The organism is Flavobacterium algoriphilum (genome assembly GCF_048158655.1).
In the GTDB taxonomy this organism is placed as follows: Bacteria; Bacteroidota; Bacteroidia; order Flavobacteriales; family Flavobacteriaceae; genus Flavobacterium; species Flavobacterium algoriphilum.
The window spans coordinates 793031-812514 of record NZ_JBLNKY010000001.1; the positions used below are offsets into that span (position 1 = coordinate 793031).

16 protein-coding genes and 1 pseudogene are annotated in these 19484 nt (G+C 34.2%); 14 read left to right on the top strand and 3 right to left on the bottom strand.

What is annotated here, in order from left to right; translation table 11 throughout:
* The 13 genes and pseudogenes from ACM55G_RS03375 to ACM55G_RS03435 all read left to right on the top strand — a co-directional run bounded on the left by ACM55G_RS03375 (position 1) and on the right by ACM55G_RS03435 (position 16310).
* Positions 1–3279, top strand: coding sequence for a SusC/RagA family TonB-linked outer membrane protein (locus tag ACM55G_RS03375; protein WP_416842496.1), 3279 nt, complete (start codon positions 1–3; stop codon positions 3277–3279).
* Between the two features lie 18 nt (positions 3280–3297).
* Entirely contained in the window at positions 3298–4809 is a 1512-nt protein-coding gene (locus tag ACM55G_RS03380; protein ID WP_416842497.1) for a RagB/SusD family nutrient uptake outer membrane protein, read from the top strand.
* 31 nt (positions 4810–4840) lie between these two features.
* On the top strand, positions 4841–6622 hold the full coding sequence (locus tag ACM55G_RS03385) for a fasciclin domain-containing protein (protein ID WP_416842498.1): 1782 nt from the start codon (positions 4841–4843) through the stop codon (positions 6620–6622).
* Between the two features lie 40 nt (positions 6623–6662).
* Positions 6663–8135: a fasciclin domain-containing protein gene (locus tag ACM55G_RS03390; protein WP_416842499.1), complete on the top strand. Its 1473-nt coding sequence runs from the start codon at positions 6663–6665 to the stop codon at positions 8133–8135.
* 20 nt (positions 8136–8155) lie between these two features.
* Positions 8156–11350 (top strand): SusC/RagA family TonB-linked outer membrane protein, encoded by a 3195-nt coding sequence (locus ACM55G_RS03395; RefSeq protein ID WP_416842500.1) that lies wholly within the window; start codon positions 8156–8158, stop codon positions 11348–11350.
* Between the two features lie 28 nt (positions 11351–11378).
* Positions 11379–13127 (top strand): RagB/SusD family nutrient uptake outer membrane protein, encoded by a 1749-nt coding sequence (locus ACM55G_RS03400; RefSeq protein WP_416842501.1) that lies wholly within the window; start codon positions 11379–11381, stop codon positions 13125–13127.
* A gap of 198 nt (positions 13128–13325) precedes the next feature.
* Positions 13326–13640, top strand: coding sequence for a hypothetical protein (locus ACM55G_RS03405; RefSeq protein ID WP_416842502.1), 315 nt, complete (start codon positions 13326–13328; stop codon positions 13638–13640).
* A 110-nt stretch (positions 13641–13750) separates the two neighbouring features.
* A complete protein-coding gene (locus ACM55G_RS03410) occupies positions 13751–13894 on the top strand; it encodes a hypothetical protein (RefSeq protein WP_416842503.1) in 144 nt (47 codons plus the stop codon).
* A gap of 3 nt (positions 13895–13897) precedes the next feature.
* Complete coding sequence (locus tag ACM55G_RS03415) at positions 13898–14041, top strand: hypothetical protein (protein WP_416842504.1); 144 nt, start codon at positions 13898–13900, stop codon at positions 14039–14041.
* Between the two features lie 75 nt (positions 14042–14116).
* Positions 14117–14260: an FGGY family carbohydrate kinase gene (locus ACM55G_RS03420; protein ID WP_416842505.1), complete on the top strand. Its 144-nt coding sequence runs from the start codon at positions 14117–14119 to the stop codon at positions 14258–14260.
* Positions 14208–14399 (top strand): annotated as a pseudogene (locus ACM55G_RS03425) (xylose isomerase); the annotation flags it as partial. The gene ACM55G_RS03420 and the pseudogene ACM55G_RS03425, both read left to right, overlap by 53 nt.
* Before the next feature lie 205 nt (positions 14400–14604).
* Positions 14605–15879, top strand: coding sequence for a Y-family DNA polymerase (locus tag ACM55G_RS03430; RefSeq protein WP_416842506.1), 1275 nt, complete (start codon positions 14605–14607; stop codon positions 15877–15879).
* On the top strand, positions 15870–16310 hold the full coding sequence (locus ACM55G_RS03435; protein WP_416842507.1) for a LexA family protein: 441 nt from the start codon (positions 15870–15872) through the stop codon (positions 16308–16310). Before ACM55G_RS03430 ends, ACM55G_RS03435 begins: the two co-directional genes overlap by 10 nt.
* Positions 16311–16469: 159 nt before the next feature.
* Here the strand turns inward: ACM55G_RS03435 and frr are convergent, their stop codons facing one another.
* The 3 genes from frr to ACM55G_RS03450 form a co-directional block, all read right to left on the bottom strand.
* Positions 16470–17033: a ribosome recycling factor gene (frr, locus tag ACM55G_RS03440; RefSeq protein WP_416842508.1), complete on the bottom strand. Its 564-nt coding sequence runs from the start codon at positions 17031–17033 to the stop codon at positions 16470–16472.
* A 64-nt stretch (positions 17034–17097) separates the two neighbouring features.
* Positions 17098–17805, bottom strand: a complete 708-nt coding sequence (gene pyrH, locus ACM55G_RS03445) for a UMP kinase (protein WP_416842509.1) — start codon at positions 17803–17805, stop codon at positions 17098–17100.
* Between the two features lie 68 nt (positions 17806–17873).
* Positions 17874–18653, bottom strand: coding sequence for a patatin-like phospholipase family protein (locus tag ACM55G_RS03450; protein ID WP_416842510.1), 780 nt, complete (start codon positions 18651–18653; stop codon positions 17874–17876).
* A gap of 105 nt (positions 18654–18758) precedes the next feature.
* Between ACM55G_RS03450 and ACM55G_RS03455 the strand changes: the two genes are divergently transcribed.
* A complete protein-coding gene (locus ACM55G_RS03455; protein WP_416842511.1) occupies positions 18759–19352 on the top strand; it encodes a thioredoxin family protein in 594 nt (197 codons plus the stop codon).
* Positions 19353–19484 lie beyond the last annotated feature (132 nt).

Below are 19484 nucleotides of genomic sequence, written 5' to 3' on the forward strand. Positions count from 1 at the left end.
ATGAAACAAAAAATTACAAATATATTTTACAGTTTTACAATTGTCCTTGTTTTGCTGACAGCCATACCTGCATTAGCACAACAGCCAACCACAGCTACTTTGGTTCGTGGTCAGGTATTAGATGCTGGGGATAATCTAAGTATTCCTGGAGCAACTGTTGTGGAACAGGATAGCGAGAATCGTACTGTAGGAGGAGTGATAACTGATTCTGATGGAAATTTTGCATTACGTGTAAATCCAAAGAATAAATTATTTATATCAACTATTGGTTATAAATCTCAAAGTGTGCCTCTTAACGGAAGAGTGTCCATTAAGATTAAATTGGTTTCCAGTATAGAATCATTAAAGGAAATTGTTGTTATCTCGGCTAAGGCATCAGACAATGGAATAATGAAAATTGCTGATCGTGACCGAACGACCAGTGCTGTTAGTATCAATGCTGCGGATTTAGAAAATACGCAAGCAGCCTCTATCGATGAGGCTTTACAAGGGCGTTTGCCTGGTGTGGATATCACAGCCACCAGTGGAGATCCTGGTGCTGGTATGCAAATACGGATTCGTGGAACTTCTTCGATCACGGGTTCTTCTGACCCATTGGTAGTGGTTGATGGTATGCCATTCGAAACTTCAATTCCTCAAGATTTTAACTTTGGTTCTGCTGACGAACAGGGTTATGCGGCTTTATTAAATATTGCACCTTCAGATATTGAAACGATTACTATTTTAAAAGATGCTGCTGCTACTGCTATTTGGGGGGCTCGTGCTGCCAGTGGCGTTTTATTGATTACCACTAAACGTGGGGGAGTTAGCGCGCCAAAAATCACCTATACTTTTAAAGGAACTTATGCGGAGTTACCTCCAACTATTCCAATGTTAAATGGCGATCAGTACTCACAATTGATTCCTGAAGAATTTATGAATAGAAACGGAGTGCCTTTGAATACTTTAACGGTTAAAGAATTTCAATACGATCCACAAGAAGTTTATTTTTATAAGAACTATAGTCAAAATACCAATTGGGTAGATGCTATTTCTCAAGCAGCTTTTACGGGAGAACACAATTTGTCATTACAAGGTGGTGGACAAAAAGCAAGATATTTTAGCTCAGTGGGTTATTATAAAGGAAAAGGGGTGACTGTAGGTACTGGTTTAGAAAGAATGAATGCCAGATTAAACTTAGACTACGTAGTTTCAGATCGTATTAAATTTAAAACGGATTTGTCTTATACGTATACTGATACCCAACGTAATTATTCTAATTCAAAGGATAGTGATGACCGACTAAGAGGAGTTGCCTATACAAAAATGCCAAATATGAGTATTTATGAGTATGATGCAATGGGAAATCTTACTCCAAATTATTTCTCACCAGCTTCAAACGTTCAAGGTACTTTTGCAGGGACTTACAATCCGCTAGCTATGGCTGAGTATGCGACTAATGATCAAGTTGGAGTTCGTGTAGTTCCGCATTTTAATTTGAGTGTAGATATTATTCCTAATGTTTTAATGTCAACTTTTGACCTTCAATTTGATTTTAACAATACTAAGGCAAAATCCTTTTTACCACAAAATGCAACAGGTCGCCCTTTCACAGAAACAGTGGTGAATAGAGCTTCTGATGCTGATATTGATGCCTCTAATGTTATTACAAAGACGAATTTTGTTTATACACCCACTATAGGGAAAGACCAAACTTTTCAAACGGTTTTGTCATTACAATCGAATGATTATCGCTATACATCGCATCAAGCATTAACCTCAAATACTGCTTCGTCTCTATTAACAGATCCTTCAAATCCGTCCAGAACACAAAATTCGGATTTAACTTTGTCTACGAATAATAGTCAATCTAGAAATGTTGGTGCAGTGATAAGTGCTCAATATGGTTTGTTAGATCGTTATATTGTGAATGTTGGTTTGCGTGCTGATGGTAATTCAAAATTTGGTGCTAATAACAGATATGGTTATTTTCCCTCTGTATCCACACGTTGGAGAATTTCAGGGGAACAATTTATGCAGAAATTACATTTTGTAGATGATTTAAGTATGAGGCTTAGTTATGGACATTCCGGTAGAGCACCTCGTTATGATTATCGTTATTTTAATGTTTATGATAACTATGATAGTCAATATTTAGGAGTTAATGGAGTTGTCCCAACAAATATGGAATTAAGTAATTTACGTTGGGAGACAATAGTTGGTAAAAACCTAGGTTTCAACTTGCAATTGTTTAAAAAACGTTTGTCTATTGATGCTGAAATATATCAAAATACTACTAAAGATTTGCTTTTTGCAAATCTTGCTCTAAGTACCGTTTCCGGATTTGATAATATTTCTGATCAAAACGTGGGATCTATGGAAAACACAGGATGGGAAATAGGTCTTAATACTACTCCGTATAAATCAGGAAAGTGGAAAGTAGATTTTAATTTTAATATTTCGGGTAATAAAAATACGATTAAAGAGATTTCTGAGTATTATCCAAGTGAAAGTGGAAACACCGATAGAAATGGCGAGTTTAAGCGTTTTCTTCAAGTGGATAATCCTTTTGGGTCGTTTTATGGATATAAATTTAAAGGAGTTTATACTGATCTTGACGCAACAAAAGCCAGAGATGCTAATGGAAATGTAATTGTAGGACCTAATGGTCAAGAAGTATTGATGCGTTTCAATTATCCAAATACGGATTATGTGTTTCAACCAGGAGATGCTATTTATGAAGATATCAACAAAGATGGAAACATTGATAGTCGTGACGTAGTTTATTTAGGAAATAGTAATCCTAAACTAACAGGAGGTTTTGGACCGTCAGTAAGTTTTAATAATCAATTTAAAGTATTACTATTCTTTACTTATCGTCTTAACTACGATATTATTAATGGAACTGACATGAGAACTACCAATATGTATGGTTACAGTAATCAAAGTACAGCTGTTTTAGCTAGATGGCGTAATCCGGGAGATGTGACTAATATGCCAAGGGCTGTTTATGGTGCGGGATATAACTGGTTGGGTTCTGATCGTTATGTAGAAGATGCTTCATTTGTTCGTCTTCGTTCAGTTACCGTTAGTTATAGTTTAGGAAAGAATCTGTTGAAAAAATTAAATTTGGAAGATTTAAGATTTTATCTGACAGCTGATAACTTGTATACTTTTACAAAATACAAAGGACAAGATCCTGAGGTGAATTTAGGGGCTGGACCTTTTGGCATTGCGATAGATAATGCTGCTACACCACCTACTAAACGTTTCACATTTGGTCTTACAACTCGTTTTTAAATAAAAAATATTTGATTTATGCAAACTAAAATAAAAACAATATTAGCAATCTTAATCCTTTTTGTTTCGGCAAGTTCGTGCGATGATTATTTAGATTTACGTCCTCAGGATGGAATTGTTCGGGATGAATTCTGGAAAACTAAAGAGGATATACAAGCTGCCGTGATAGGAATCTATTCGTCGATGCTAAGCTCTCCTCCGGGAGTGGGTGATTTAACAATGACTCAATATTTATTTATGTATGGGGAATTGAGAGGTGGTATGGTGGTTGAAGATGTATTTGTAACCGAGGACGAAAGAGATATTATGAATACTAATATTCTTCCATCTAATGAGTTAACTAGTTGGGCTGCATTTTACAGAACGATTAATTATTGTAATACAGTAATTGATTTAGCACCTGGGGTTAAAAATGAGGATCCAACCTTGACGGATAAACAATTAAAACATTTTCTTTCGGAAGCATTGGCAATTAGAGGGTATTTGTACTTTACATTGGCTCGTACTTTTAAAGATGTACCATTAAAATTAACGGCTACTTTAAGTGATCAGGATAATTTTCAAATAGCAACTAGAACACAAAGTGAAGTTTTTGCTCAGGTAATTAAAGATTTGAAACTAGCTGATGAATATGCTGTTGAAGATTATGGAGATAATGCCTCAAACAAAGGGCGTATAACAACTTACGCTATTAATGCAATGTTAGCAGATGTTTATTTATGGACAGAAGATTATCCATCAGCGCTGGCAGCTACAAAAAAGGTAACTGGTTCAGGAAAATTTAAATTGATTGAGGCTTCGGCGAGTACTTGGTTTAATACCGTATTTGCTAAAGGAAATTCGACTGAAAGTATTTTTGAATTTCAATACACTACATCTAATCGAGGACCATTTCATAGTATTTTTTTACAAAGACCAGAATTCAAGGCTGATGGACTTTTGATGGATAATGTTTTTGGGATTGATTTTGATGATCCTGTTAATAAAAAAGATATTCGTGGGGATAGAGCATCATTGGTTGGCGCAACAGGTGAAATTTATAAATTCACTGGTTTAAATAGTGAAGATCGAAAAGCCTTACAAGACTCAGATACGCATTGGTTTGTGTATCGGTATGCTGATGTGATCTTGATGCAAGCGGAAGCTTTAGCAAGAATAGGAGGGGTAGATAACGGGTTAGCTGCGATTAAGAATATTACTGATATTCGTACGAACCGTAAAGCCCTTGCACAAACAGCACAAACTGTTGGTGCAAGTGATACTAATGGTATTATTGATTATATATTAGCGGAACGTGCACGTGAATTTGCTTTTGAAGGAAAACGTTGGTATGATCTATTGCGTGTTTCCCGAGCTAATAAATACGAACGCAAACAATTGTTAATTGATTTAGCTGTTGCAACTGCGCCAGCAAATCTACAACAATCAATTATTGCAAAATTAAGGGATTCAAACAGTCACTATTTACCTATTAATACGTATGAACTTTATACTAATAAAGCACTTATACAAAATCCATTTTATAAATAAAAAAAATTAAGTCATGAAAAGATTTTTAAGATTGCCTAGCCTGTTGAGACTTACTTTAGTGTTTTTTATAACTATAGTGTTTCTGAACTGTACACCTGAAAAAATAAAACAAAGTACGGATGATACTCTTAATATAACCGAATATTTAAGAGCTAATCCAGATTATTCTATGTTTTTAGAAATTCTGGATATTACTAATTATGCATCATTTATGAATACTTATGGTACGTATACCTTATTTCTTCCTACTAATGATGCTGTAAAGCAATATCTAACAGCTATCGGTGCTACTTCATTAAAGGATGTGCCATTAGTAGATTTACAAAATATAGCAAAACTGCATATTTTAGATAAAAAAATTAGTACTACTGATTTTACGGATGGAAAAATTGCGACGCCTACTTTACAGGGTCAATATTTAATAACAGGAGCAGCTAATAGCAATGACGTTTCTAGTATAACTATCAATAAAACATCAAATATTGTAGCCTCAAACGTAGCAGCAGGGAATGGTGTGATCCATGTTATTGATAAAGTGTTACGTGTTGCCGATAAAACTTTGGCTCAGACTATAGAAGCTGATCCAAATCTATCTTTGTTTACGGAAGTTTTAAAAGCTACTGGATGGTATGAGAAACTAAACCAACCGATTGCTTATGATGCTAATAAAGTCGGTAATTTTTTAACAGTGTTAGCACAATCTAATGTAGTATTTGAAAATGCTAAATGGATAAATCCGACAACTAAAAAAGAAATTACATTAAACACTTTAGATAATTTAAAACTAAGATATAGCCATCTAAAAGATCCCACGAAAGCTGAAGATAGTTTGAATTTGTATGTACAATATCGTATAATACCGAGTTTAAGTTATTTAGCCGATTTTGCAACAACTGCAGTGTTTGTTACAAAAGCCCCGTTGGAAGTAATTAGTTCAAAAATAGTTAAACAAGATATTTTATTAAATGAGGATATTTTTAATGGAGTACTTGAAAAAGGGATTGGTATTATAAGAAACAGTAGTGATGTCACTTCTTCTAATGGAGTATTGCATTATGTGGATGCGAATTTCTCCATTAAAAAGCGTGTTGCATCACCCGTTTATTTTGATTTATGTAATCAACCAGAAATGGCTGCCAATGTTGCTAATTACAGAAAAGTTGGAGGAGCATCTTTCGGTTTTGTATTAGGAGGACTTAGTAATGTTACCTGGACTGGAAACACAACCTATAATATGTCTTGGCAACCTTATGGTGGAGCAGTTAATGGGGATCTTCTTAATATTTTTCGTTTTCGTACGGGTACAGGAGGTTTGAATGATATTGAATTTAAGACCCCAGTAATTATTAAAGGCCGTTATAAAATATGGGTTTCTTATCGTGCAGCATCTTCTAAAGCTTCTACTAATACAAAGGTGTTTTTTGATGGTGTGCAAACCTCTAGAATTATCAATCATTTAGAATTTGCAAATGATCCTTCTTCTACTACAACGGGAATAGCTGATAGAGTGTTAGAGTCGCAAGGTTACAAACGTTATATATTTCCATTTGTTAAAGCAGATAATGTTAATTGTAGACTTGTAGGTATTGTAGAAGTACCTACGACAGGAAGGCATAAAATTAAATTTACTACAGATGCTTGTGCTGGTTGTAGTGCAGCTGATGCAGACAGGCTGGATATGGTTGAATTCCGTCCAGTGGAGATGGATCAAATATGGCCAAAATTTAGAAAAGGTTTTCCGGCAGTGGGGGTCAGTAATTTAGTGCAAAAAGCGGAAGCCACAAACGGCGATAATAGTAATAGTGGTTATTAAAATTATAAAAGTGTACAAGTACAAACTTAATCAAGTAAAAATGATCGTATTAAATTTAAATTATAAAAGACTATTGGTTAGCTTGTTAACTATAGCTTTAGTCTCTTGTTCTAATCCTTGGGATGATCGTCAAAACAATGGCGATGCTAATCTAGGTGTTAATCTGAGCGAGGCAATTGCAAATACAAATGAAGTATCCTTGTTTGGCGCGTTACTCGTTCAAACGGGATATGACAAAATCTTGGCTGAATCTAAGACATATACCGTTTTTGCACCTACTAATGAGGCTATCTATCAGTTGGATAAATTCATTCTGAATGATGCTAAGGCACTTAAACAATTTGTTGCAAATCATATTGCTTTAACCGCTTATTCTTCTGTAAGAAGTGGGGAGAAAACACAAATAAAAATGTTTAGTGATAAATACTTAACATTCAAAGGAAGTACTATGATTGATGACGCTTCTATTGTAACAGCGGATCATTATGCGGCTAATGGAGTGTTTCACATCATTAGTAAAGCACTTACCCCTAAATTGAACATTTGGCAGTATATCAATTCTAAAGCAGGTGTTTCGGCAACAAGCGATTACTTATTGAGCTTAAAAAATTTTAGTATTTATAAAGCTGATATTGATGCTAAAGTAGGTGCAGTTCCAGGATTTCTTGCGGATTCATTATCTAATTCGTATTTGAAAAATGTGTATAATTTGAATAACGAGAAAAATTCATACACTTTATTTTTAATGCAAGACGCAGGGTATAATGCTGAAGTGGATAAGATGAAACCTTATTTGATTAAAACATCAAACGTACCGACAACTGATTCAACAGCAATTTATTCTAAGTATTTTACATTAAGAGATATGGCTTTTCCTAAAGCTTATAAATTGAATGAATTGCCAGCCACTTTAACTTCAAGATTTGGTGTTGAGGTTCCTATTGACAAAACACAAATTGTAGGTGAACCAATACAGTTAAGTAATGGTATAGTTTACATCATGAAAAAAGTAGATGTTCCTCTAGCAAAACGTTTAGTTACTACAAAAATTGAAGGGGAAAACAATAATGTTGGTTTTATTAATGGACCACGTAGTGCCATTTATTATCGCGATAAAAAAGATCCGTTAGGTTTGTTCAATGATGTCATCGTACAAAACCCAGGTACGGCAATGTTTATGTTGGATTATGATGCGAAAGATTTATACAGTACTACCTATAAAGTGTATTGGAGAGCAATAAACGATTTCCAAACTAATGCAGTGTTACAAAGTTTAAGATTTGCTGGAAAATATGCAATTGTCAATGGTACTAGAACTGTCTCTGAGGGATATGGTACTTTAGGTCCCATAAGTGTTCAGCCTAATTTTTATGAACCCGTATATATTGGCGAATTCACACTAGATAAGGCGCGTAATATAAATTTGATTTCATTAATCGCTGCTAATACTTCCACAAACGGGAACAACTCCCTCACTCTTGATTATTTGAAATTTGTTCCTGTCCTTAAATAATATTCTATAAAAAATTAGTTATGCTAAAAATTATAAAACTAACCTGCCTAGTAAGCATGTTTTTTTCCGGGGAACTTTATGTGCCATTGTATGCACAAAAGACTCAGGATTCAATTACTACTGCAATCCCAACCAAAAATAAAAAAGTAAAAGGAATTTTAATAAAAGGCATTGTGAAAAATGCAAAAACCAAAGTTGCTTTATCCGGAATTAACATTGCTGTCGAGGGATTTTCGGCAGCCATTACGAATGATGATGGTAGCTTTGAGATTAGAGTGCCAAATTTAGATGCAATACTTAAAATTAGTGGTAGTGAAGATTTTCAAGCTAAAGTATACGCTCTAAAGAAACAAGTATCAGGAATAGAAATATTCTTAAGTGAGCCTTATTATGCTCCTGCTTATCAAATCGCTAATCTTCCGTCAGGAGAGAAAATGCAATATGATAATACGGGTGCAAATAGCGTAGTTAATTTTAAAAAAAATCAATGGTCTAGTCCTGTAAATGAATCTATTGGAGGTTTTCTTCAAGGAAAAGTGGCTGGTTTAAACACGGTTAGAAACTCTGGAACTCCAGGAGCGGGTACCTATTTATCATTACGTGGTTTTAATTCATTGTATGCTACTAACAAACCTTTGATTATAGTAGATGGAATGATTTATGATGATGAAGATTATGGCTCAGGAATTGTACAAAATAACATTTCTTCTCCTTTAACTAATATAGATGTTAAAGATATTGAGGATGTAACAGTTATTAAAGACGGATCATCTCTATACGGTACTAAAGGAGCTAATGGAGTAATTAATATTACTACTACTCGTGCTACTGAATTATCAACTAAAATTGATTTTACCATGTATGGAGGAGTAAATCAAGCTCCTGATCAGTTGCCTTTGCTTGATGCAAATGGCTATCGTACTCATCTATCTCAATTAGAAGCCTCTCGTGGTCTGTCACAACAGCAAGTAGCTGCGTTGCCATATATGAACGATAATGTAGGTTCTGTAGGGTATTATAAATATCACAATAATACGAATTGGCAAGATCAAGTTTTTAAGGGAAGTACAAATCAAAATTATTTCTTAAAAGTACGTGGAGGAGATGATATAGCAAAGTTTGGTTTGTCTGTAGGCTATGTTGACAGTAAGGGGATTGTTCAACAAACCAATACAACAAGATACAGTACTCGTTTAAATGCAGCATTACGATTAACTGAGAAACTTACTGTAGATGCTAACCTGTCTTTTATCAATAATACTCAGAATCAATGGGATCAAGGATTTGCTTACAAAACAAGCCCTATTTATTTAGCACTTACTAAGTCACCCTTTTTAAATCAGCAAAATATTGATGACGCTGGCGAAGTATCACCGAATTTGGCTGATGTAGATTATTTTAATGTAAGCAACCCAAATGCGATTTTAAAGAATGGTTTTGGAACGAATAATAATTACCGCTTCTTTGGTAATTTTAAATTAAACTATGCTTTAAATAAGGCTTGGAATATTAGTTCTATCTTAGGGTTAACATTTAATAAAGAAAGAGAAACGTTCTTTATTCCAGATTATGGTGTAGCTAATATTGTTCTTCCTACTGCTATAGGAACGAATCGTTCCGGAAGTGAAGTTCAAAGTTATAAAAGTCTTTATACAGATACCTATGCTAACTACTTTAAAAGTTTCAATAATGACAACAACTTAGAGGTGCGTTTTGGAGTTAGAACTCAAAGTAATACATCAGAAAGTGATTTAGGTTTAGGGTACAATTCTTCTACAGATGATTTTAAAAGTGTAGGTGCTGGATCTAACTTGCTACGTCAAGTAGGAGGAGTCTTAGGAGAATGGAATTGGTTAAATGTTTATGCCAGCGCAAATTACAACTATCGTCACAAATATTTCTTGACAACAAGTTATGCGGTTGATGGATCAAGTAGATTTGGAGATGAAAAGTCAAATGGAGCTGATAAATTGGCACTTATGACTTCCATAACGGGAGCTTGGTTAGTGTCATCTGAAGGCTTTATGAAAAATTTAAAGGCTATTGATTATTTAAAACTTAGAGCTAGTTATGGACATAGCGGTAATGATGATATCGGAAACTTTACTGCACAACAATACTATGTTTCTCAAAATTTATTGGGTGTACAAGGTCTGGTAAGAGGAAATATAGGGAATCCAAACTTAGAATGGGAAACAGTAAAAAAATTCAATTTAGGTGCTGATTTAGGTATATTGAATGAGCGTATTAATGCTTCATTTGATGTGTTTTCCAATAAAACGGAGAATATGATTACTTATGAAACAGTAAGTAATACAAGCGGATTTAATTATGCTGTTTCCAATAGTGGGGCAATGCGTACTTTAGGAGCCGAACTGGCATTGAAAGCACGTGTTATTAATTCAGCTGATTTTACTGTTGATTTTGATTTGAATCTAAGTCGCTACAAAAACGAAATTCAAAGCTTGCCAAGTGGTGATATACTTACTCAATTTGCTGGAGCTACTTATTTGACATCAGTGGGGAAAGATGCTAATTTATTCTATGGTTTAAATAGTAACGGAGTATATAGTACAACTGCCGAAGCTACTACAGCTGGTTTAAATAAACGTTTGTCAAATGGTGAATTAGTTCCTTTTACAGCTGGTGATATGCGATTTACAGATACTAATAATGACAAAGTAATTGATAACAAGGACCGTATGGTCATTGGGAATCCTAATCCAGATGTAGTAGGTAGTTTCTCGGCTAATATTACTTACAAGCGTTTTAGTCTTCAGGGATTGTTTAATTTTTCCATAGGAAATGAAATTTATAATGGATTGCGTTACAATCTGGAAAAAATGAGTGGATACGAAAACCAAAGTACTGCTGTTGCTAATCGTTGGAGAGCAGAAGGACAACTAACTGATATTCCAAAAGCAACTTGGGGAGATCCAATGGGGAATGCTGAATTTTCAAACAGATGGATTGAAGATGGTTCATATTTAAGACTTAAAACGGTAGTGTTAGGATATGATTTCGCTGTAAACGACAGGAAGTACATTAAATATATCAAGCTGTATGCCAGTGCTAATAACTTGTTTACGTTTACTAAATATCTTGGGTATGATCCTGAATTCAGTGCTACTTCCTCTATATTTGGCCAAGGAACAGATATAGGTTTAGCTCCTCAATTCAGAACATTACAATTAGGACTGCGTCTAGGACTTTAATTATTTACACTACAGAAATAACATACAGATGATAACAACAATTAAAACAAAAACAACAAAAAGCATCATGCCCATATTATCGGTTATGGTACTGCTACTTAGCCTAGGCTCTTGTCAAGACTATCTGGATGTGCAACCCGAGGATAAGCTTACAGGAGTTCAAGTATATCGAGATGTATTTGACGCTGATGCAGCTGTAATAGGGATTTATGGTAAATTCATGGCTCTTGCAGAAAAGCACGTAATGCTGAACGAAATGCGCGCGGATTTAATGACTACAACAAGCAATTCAAGTCCTTATTTAAAGGAATTGTCTGAGCATAATGAAACGGCAGAAAATCCATATATTAATCCGAAACAATTTTATGAAGTAATTCAAAATTGTAATGATGCGCTTAAAAATTTCGACATCATGCTCGCTAATAAAAAATTTACACAGGCGCAGTACGAGCAACGTTACGCCGATGTGGGATGCATTCGTTCTTGGGTTTACTTGCAATTAGGGATACACTTTGGAAGTGTGCCTTATATCACAGAACCTATTGAAACTTTAGATGATGTTAAAAATGTAAGTAAATATCCAAGGATTCCTCTTAATCAACTTGTAGATAAGCTGGTTACTTTTACAGAGGGACTTACGTATAAAAAACAATATGAAGCAGGAAGTAGTTTGGTAATTACTGTTGATGGGTATAATACTGCTAAATTCTTTATCAATAAAGAGTGTCTATTAGGAGATTTAGAACTTTGGAAAGGCGACTATTTAAAAGCAGCTTCACATTATAAAACCGTTTTGGAAACTGCATCTACTAGTGGAAGTGATACTGAGCGTTATGAGGTGTATCGGATAAGTAATTTTGCTGGAAGTGGTAATAATGATTTGCTTGTTAATTATACAAGAAGTCCAGATGTGACTACTTTGCTTAATACTGACACACAAGGCTGGAGGTCTATTTTTGCTAGAAGTAAAGATGCTGTATGGAATACCGAATGGATTTGGTCATTGCCTTTTGATAGTAGGTTTGCACCTGCAAATCCTTTTATCGCTATTTTTTCGAAAACGTCGGGGAATTATTTAGCGAAACCATCGCAACGTGCTATCTATCTTTGGAATAATAATACTCAAAGTAATGGCATCCCTTATGATGCGCGTGGTCCAAAATTTACTTACAAGACGGTAAGTGGTGATCCTGTGATTATGAAATACCTTTACAAATCTGAAACCGCAGCCGATCCATTTAAAACCGAAGGAGATTGGTTTTTATATCGTGCAGAAAAATTACATTTACGTTATGCTGAAGCGGCTAACAGAGATAGACAACATCGAATTGCAGATGCTATTTTAAATAATGGTATTAAAGCAGCTTATAATCGTGGGGCACTTAATAGTGCTACAGCTGATGTGACTAATGCGATGAAGACTAAGGAGGCTTTTCCTTACGATTTTGATGCTCGTCAAGGAGAATTTCCTTATTATAGAGCTAATTGGTATCGTGGTGGAGGTATTAGAAGCCGTGCCTATTTACCAAGAGCGGCAATAGTAGGAGACAGTTTAATTTCTATTGAAAATAACATCATTGATGAAGCTGCTTTGAATTTGGCTTACGAAGGAAACCGTTGGGAAGATTTAGTCCGTATCGGTTTACGTAGAAACGATCCTGCTTTCTTAGCTGATAAAATTTATGATAAACTTAATAGGGAAGGTAATTCACAAGCAAGTCAAGTACGTGCTAAATTAATGAATGTAAATAACTGGTATTTGCCGTTTAATTGGTAATAACAAGGAAGTTTTCTTTTGATTCTGATTGAGTTAAAATAATAAAAACCCATAAAATGCAACTCTAAGGATTTGCATTTTATGGGTTTTTTATTGTAATCCTATTTGTAAAAGAATTCACCTTTCATCATTATAATATCGATAATTTTAAGACGATCATTAACAATAGTGTTGGGAAGTATTTATAAATATATAGTGATGAATTTTGATGATAAAGAAGTAGCTTCTGTCTTGACCGCTATTCCAAATGAAAAATTATTGCTCATTGATTGGAATATACATTCAAAACCTAAAAATAATTATGTTTTTCAAGATTTTGGAAAAGCCTTTTTCGAATCTTTGAAAGAGGCTGTTGATTTATTTAGAAAATACAAAGAAATTAATTTTGTCTATCCAGCTTTTACAAATCACCCCTTAGAGACGGTTACTTTTTTTAAAAAATTTTGTAGAGAATTCGAGTTTGATTTTAAAATTATTACCAATGCCGATGATTTTAACATTGAAAAAACATAGCATATATTAGTGTAAGCGACAGAATCCTTGGGATATTCTTAGAACAATGTCGAGAAAAAAACTTTGAACCAGGAAAAGATGTAGGTTTCTTATCGTACAATGAAACCCCTATGAAGAAATTTATTTACAAAGGAGTTTCAGTCATTTCGACTGATTTTAAGGAATTAGGAACTAAAGGAGCCGAATTTATTACAAATGACGAACCGATGCAATATTATGTGTCAACAAATTTAATAATAAGAGAATCATTATAAATTATGTATTATATAGGGTATGATATAGGAAGTTCTTCCGTCAAGGTAGCCTTGGTCGAAGCAAAAACGGGTAAAAAAATAGTTGTTTTACACGAGCCTCAAAATGAAATGGAAATTGTGTCATTACACCCAAATTGGGCCGAATAAGATCCTGAAATGTGGTAGCAACATATATGCGCGGCAACAAAAAGAGCCCTTAAGGAATCCAATTTTGAAGCTTCTATGATAACGGGTATTGGTATCTCGTATCAAATGCATGGATTGGTTATGGTTGACGAAAAACACAACCCATTGCGGAATGCTATAATATGGTGTTACTTCATCTCCTTACGAAAAATTAAGAACGGAAAGATACAGTTCTTATGATTCTGGAAACGGGAAAGCTTTTGAGGAAGGAAAGTTAGACTTACAAGCGTTATACCGAATTGCTCAAGAGAATGGAGAACTTAATTTACAAAGCGGAAATCAAGAACTTTTTGAAAATATTATAAATCAATATATATAATTTAGTTTAGACTCTTTTATATGTCTTAGATAAAAATGAACCAATAGTTAGTTTCTTTAAAGTTTTAAAAACTACCTATTGTTTCATTTTTTTATGACCTTGTTTTAAAAATAAAAATAAGCTTTCTGATTTTTTTTTTATCAACAATCCCAAAATTAACTTTTATTACTAACTCGCATAAAGGCATATTGAGTAATTTTGTATTATGTATGCTTTAGTCGATTGTAACAATTTTTACGCTTCCTGCGAAAGGGTTTTTCAACCTCAATTCGTTGGGAAGCCTGTTGCGATATTGTCAAATAATGATGGTTGCGTGATTTCCAGAAGTAATGAAGCTAAGGCTGTTGGGATTCCAATGGGCGCTCCCGCTTTTCAGATCAAGGAACTGGTAAAAGAGAAAAATGTAAAATTGTTTTCTTCGAATTATGCCCTTTATGGCGATTTGAGCAATCGAGTGATGTCGATTTTAGATCAATTTACGCCGAATGTCGAAATTTACAGTATTGATGAAGCCTTTTTGAATTTTGATGGTCTGAACGTTTCCGATTATCATGATTATGGAGTCCAGATGAAAACCCGTGTGCAAAAATGGGTAGGAATTCCTGTTTGTATTGGTTTTGCACCAACGAAAGCATTATCAAAAGTAGCCAACAAGATCGCCAAGAAATTTCAGGACAGAACAGAGGGAGTTTATGTAATCGATACTGATCAAAAACGCATCAAAGCTTTGAAATGGACCAAGATTGAAGACGTTTGGGGGATTGGTTATCGCATGAATAAAAAGATGAAAGCCAAGAATATTACCACTGCATTAGATTTTATCGCTCCACAACACGAAGCTTGGATTAAGAAAGAAATGGGAGTTGTCGGTCTTCGGTTGAAATATGAATTAGAAGGAAAATCAGTTTTGGATTTAGAACCTCTTGTGGATCAAAAGAAAAGCATTGCTATTACCAGAAGCTTTCCAAAACAGATTTCTGATTTTGATTTATTGCGGGAACGCGTTGCAACTTTTGCATCGGTTTGTGCAGAGAAATTACGAAAACAAAAGTCTTGCTGTCATACGATTATTGTAATGCTAGTGATCGATAAGCATACGGTGCAAACGTCAAAATACTATTTTAATATGGCGGTTACGTTGCCTTATGCGACCAATTCTACTTTGACAATTTCAAATACGGCGATTGCTATTCTGAAAAAAATATACAAAGGAAATGAAAATATAAAATTCAAGAAAGCGGGCGTTATTGTTACGGAACTTATTGATGAAAATAGAAAACAATTGCAGCTATTCGATGAGGAAAATCCAAAACATTTGGAGTTAATGAAAGTGATGGATCGTCTCAATAATAAAATTGGAGACAAAAAAGTAAAATTGGCTACTCAAAATTTAAGTCTGACTTGGAATATGAACCAGAAGCATTTATCGCCTAAATACACCACTAATTTTAAAGAGATTCTCGAAATAAAATGCCAATAAACAAAGAACAAAAACTAACATTCTTTCTGCCTGATTTTGAAAGTGACTTAAAAGTCCCTTTCGTGTCCGAAGGTGTTTCGGCGGGATTTCCCTCTCCGGCTGCCGATTTTATGGAGGCAAATATCGATTTAAACAAAGAACTAAGCGAAAATCCTATGGCTACTTTTTATATCAAAGTCAATGGAAATTCGATGATTGATGCGGGTATAAATGACAAAGATGTTCTTGTGGTAGATCGAAGTTTAGAACCTCAAAATAATAAAATTGCGATTTGTTTTATTGATGGAGAATTTACTGTAAAGCGCATTCAGCTGGAGAAAGACTGTTTGTATCTCATGCCTGAAAATCCCAATTATTCGCCTATAAAAGTCACCGAAGAAAACCAATTGATCATTTGGGGAATCGTGACTTATGTGATAAAAAAGATTTAAAGTGCTAGTCGTACACCAAATTAAATGTGACAGTAAAAAGATTTTGGGATTAAAACCCCAAAAAAAAAACAGTTTCAAGAATATTCTTTAAACTGTTTAATTAATTGTTGTTTATCTAATAAAACTACTCAATTTTATTTAATTCAAGGCTTTTAAAAGTTAAACTTTCATGATTTCAGCTTCTTTCGAAACTAAAAGTTCATCAATTTTTCTGATGTAACTATTGGTTAAGTTTTGAACTTCCTCTTCGGCACTTTTACAAATATCTTCTGATGTTCCTTCTTTTTCTAATTTTTTAATATCAGTATTAGCATCTTTTCTTGCGTTACGAATACCAACTTTAGCATCTTCAGCTTCCACTTTTGCTTGTTTAGCAAGATCACGTCTTCTTTCCTCCGTTAATGCCGGAACACTTATGATGATCACATCCCCGTTATTCATAGGATTGAAACCAATATTTGCCACCATAATTGCTTTTTCAATTACATGCAGCATATTTTTTTCAAAAGGCTGTAAAGTAATCGTTCTTGCATCAGGAACACTGATTTTAGATACTTGTGAAAGCGGTGTTGCTGACCCATAATAATCTACAAAAACACTTCCTAGCATTGCTGGAGATGCTTTTCCAGCACGAATATTTAAAAATTCTTTTTCTAGATGCGCAATAGAACCGGTCATAGATTCTTTAGTACTATCTAATATAAATTCAATTTCTTCGGTCATTTTTTTAGGTTTTTAATTTCTTGGACTGTTGGATTTTTAGACTTTCAAGTATCTAATAATCTATTTATATATTTACTACTGTTCCTATGTTTTCTCCGTCGCAAATTTTCAACAGGTTGCCTACTTTATTCATGTCAAAAACCACGATTGGTAATTTGTTTTCTTGGCTTAATGTGAATGCTGTGGTATCCATTACATTCAATCCTTTTTTAAGAACATCTTCAAATGAGATGAAATCAAATTTTATTGCAGCGGCATTTTTCTCCGGATCGCAATCATATACTCCATCAACACGGGTTCCTTTTAGAATTACATCAGCATTAATTTCCACACCACGTAAAACGGCTGCGGTATCTGTTGTAAAATAAGGATTTCCTGTTCCTGCTCCAAAAATTACAATTCTTCCTTTTTCAAGATGACGATCCGCTCTTCTTTTTATATAGGGCTCCGCTATTGATTCCATTTTGAGCGCAGTTTGTAAACGGGTTTTCATCCCTTTTTCTTCCAGTGCGCCTTGTAATGCCATCCCGTTAATAACAGTAGCTAGCATTCCCATATAATCACCTTGCACTCTATCCATTCCTGCACTTGCCCCAGCAACTCCTCTAAAAATATTTCCACCACCTATTACAATGGCTATTTCTACTCCTCTTTCATGAATTTGCTTGATTTCGTCAGCATACTCAGCTAATCTTTTTGGGTCAATTCCGTATTGCAAGTCGCCCATTAAAGCTTCGCCACTTAGTTTTAGAAGAATTCTTTTGTATTTCATTTTTGTGTTGAGTTGATTGGTGCAAATATAGACATATTCTGTTTTTTAAAAAAAGTGTTACTTAAAATTTATAAATTAAGTTTTCCGTAAGATTTTTTTGCGGCTTCATAGCCAATGTTGAAGATGGCATCCATTTTAATCTTATTCGTTTCAAAAGTACTGTAGAGGCACAAATCCTTCGGTTCAATAACCCAATCACAAACGTTGAATTTGTGCATATTTGAATTTGCCGAAAGGATATCAAATGCGCGAGTAGTTACAGCTTTTATAGAGTTTAAATCTTTAGCTTCAATTTTTTGAAGCGGACTTACGTAAACTCCAATGACGGTATCACATTGTCCTTGTAAAATATCTGAAGGGAAATGATTTAATATGCCACCATCACTATATAATTTTCCTTTAATTTCATAGGGAGACAAAATTCCTGGAAATGCTGATGAAGCTAAAATAGCATCAATAATAGTTGTTTCAGGACCAAATATTTTTAGTCTTCCTCTAACCATATCAGTGGCTATAATATGAATTGGAATTTTTAGTTCCTCTAATAAGGCATCCTTGAAAATAGTATGAAAATAACTTTTGAAAGATTCAGAATCTATGATACCTGCTTTTGTAAAGGTAAAATGCTTCCAATGAAAAAGATAGATAGACTTAAAAAATTCCAAGATTTCGTCGGGAGTTTTTCCCCACGCATACAAGGCACCAACAATTGAGCCTGCACTTGTTCCGGCAATCCGAGAAGGATAGATGTTTTTCTCTTCCAAGAATTTAATTGCACCAGCATGTGCTATGCCTTTCGAACCTCCGCCAGAAAGTACCAGTCCTATTGATTTCGTTTTTAAATCCATTCTAAATATTTGATATAAAATTAGTCTTTTTGTAGAACGGAAACTGATATAAGTCCTGTTTTAAACCCAATTTTATGGTAACTTTGTGTAAATAAATCACTTATCATGAAAATTACTATAGCTAAGGCATTGTTTAACAGTCACTCGTATTCAGAATATAGAAAACTAGTTTCTGATTTGTTATTTGATGGAAAATCAACAGGGAATGAACAATCCGAAGATTTGACTCATTATAGTTCTTTGAATGAAACCCGTATGGATCGTTTGGATAAAACAATAAGAATTCCGGATGAAAGTATTCTAAAATTAAAAAATTTAAAAAACGAATACATCTGGTTAGTTATTGCCGAGGGTTGGTGTGGAGACGCAGCGCAAATACTGCCTATTTTTAATAAAATGGCCATTGCTTCCGAGGGTAAAATAGAAATGAAAATTGTTTTGCGTGATGAAAACGACGAATTAATGAAATTGTTTTTAACCAATAAAAAAAGAGCAATTCCCAAGCTGCTTATAATTGATAGAGAAACAGGAAGTCTACTTGACAGTTGGGGACCCAGACCAAAAAACGCAACGGATTTGATAAATGATTATAAAAAGAAATTTGGAGCTATTGATGAAAAAGTTAAAACGGAATTACAATTGTGGTATTTGAAAGATAAAGGATTAAATACTCAGCAAGAAGTGATTAATTTGATGTAAAATATCGGATGCGAAAATTTAAGTTTGGGGATACGTTTTTTTATATCAAAAAATTAATTTTTTTTTTGGTGTATCAAAAAAAATATTGTAATTTAGTGATTGCCAACCAAGTTTACTATTCTATTCACGATT

Bases quoted from the DNA above. Each gene is read 5' to 3' on its own strand.
- ACM55G_RS03375 (WP_416842496.1), top strand. From the start codon at position 1: ATGAAACAAAAAATTACAAATATATTTTACAGTTTTACAATTGTCCTT.
- ACM55G_RS03380 (WP_416842497.1), top strand. From the start codon at position 3,298: ATGCAAACTAAAATAAAAACAATATTAGCAATCTTAATCCTTTTTGTT.
- ACM55G_RS03390 (WP_416842499.1), top strand. From the start codon at position 6,663: ATGATCGTATTAAATTTAAATTATAAAAGACTATTGGTTAGCTTGTTA.
- ACM55G_RS03395 (WP_416842500.1), top strand. From the start codon at position 8,156: ATGCTAAAAATTATAAAACTAACCTGCCTAGTAAGCATGTTTTTTTCC.
- ACM55G_RS03400 (WP_416842501.1), top strand. From the start codon at position 11,379: ATGATAACAACAATTAAAACAAAAACAACAAAAAGCATCATGCCCATA.
- ACM55G_RS03405 (WP_416842502.1), top strand. From the start codon at position 13,326: ATGAATTTTGATGATAAAGAAGTAGCTTCTGTCTTGACCGCTATTCCA.
- ACM55G_RS03410 (WP_416842503.1), top strand. From the start codon at position 13,751: ATGAAGAAATTTATTTACAAAGGAGTTTCAGTCATTTCGACTGATTTT.
- ACM55G_RS03415 (WP_416842504.1), top strand. From the start codon at position 13,898: ATGTATTATATAGGGTATGATATAGGAAGTTCTTCCGTCAAGGTAGCC.
- ACM55G_RS03420 (WP_416842505.1), top strand. From the start codon at position 14,117: ATGATAACGGGTATTGGTATCTCGTATCAAATGCATGGATTGGTTATG.
- ACM55G_RS03430 (WP_416842506.1), top strand. From the start codon at position 14,605: ATGTATGCTTTAGTCGATTGTAACAATTTTTACGCTTCCTGCGAAAGG.
- ACM55G_RS03435 (WP_416842507.1), top strand. From the start codon at position 15,870: ATGCCAATAAACAAAGAACAAAAACTAACATTCTTTCTGCCTGATTTT.
- frr (WP_416842508.1), bottom strand. From the start codon at position 17,033: ATGACCGAAGAAATTGAATTTATATTAGATAGTACTAAAGAATCTATG.
- pyrH (WP_416842509.1), bottom strand. From the start codon at position 17,805: ATGAAATACAAAAGAATTCTTCTAAAACTAAGTGGCGAAGCTTTAATG.
- ACM55G_RS03450 (WP_416842510.1), bottom strand. From the start codon at position 18,653: ATGGATTTAAAAACGAAATCAATAGGACTGGTACTTTCTGGCGGAGGT.
- ACM55G_RS03455 (WP_416842511.1), top strand. From the start codon at position 18,759: ATGAAAATTACTATAGCTAAGGCATTGTTTAACAGTCACTCGTATTCA.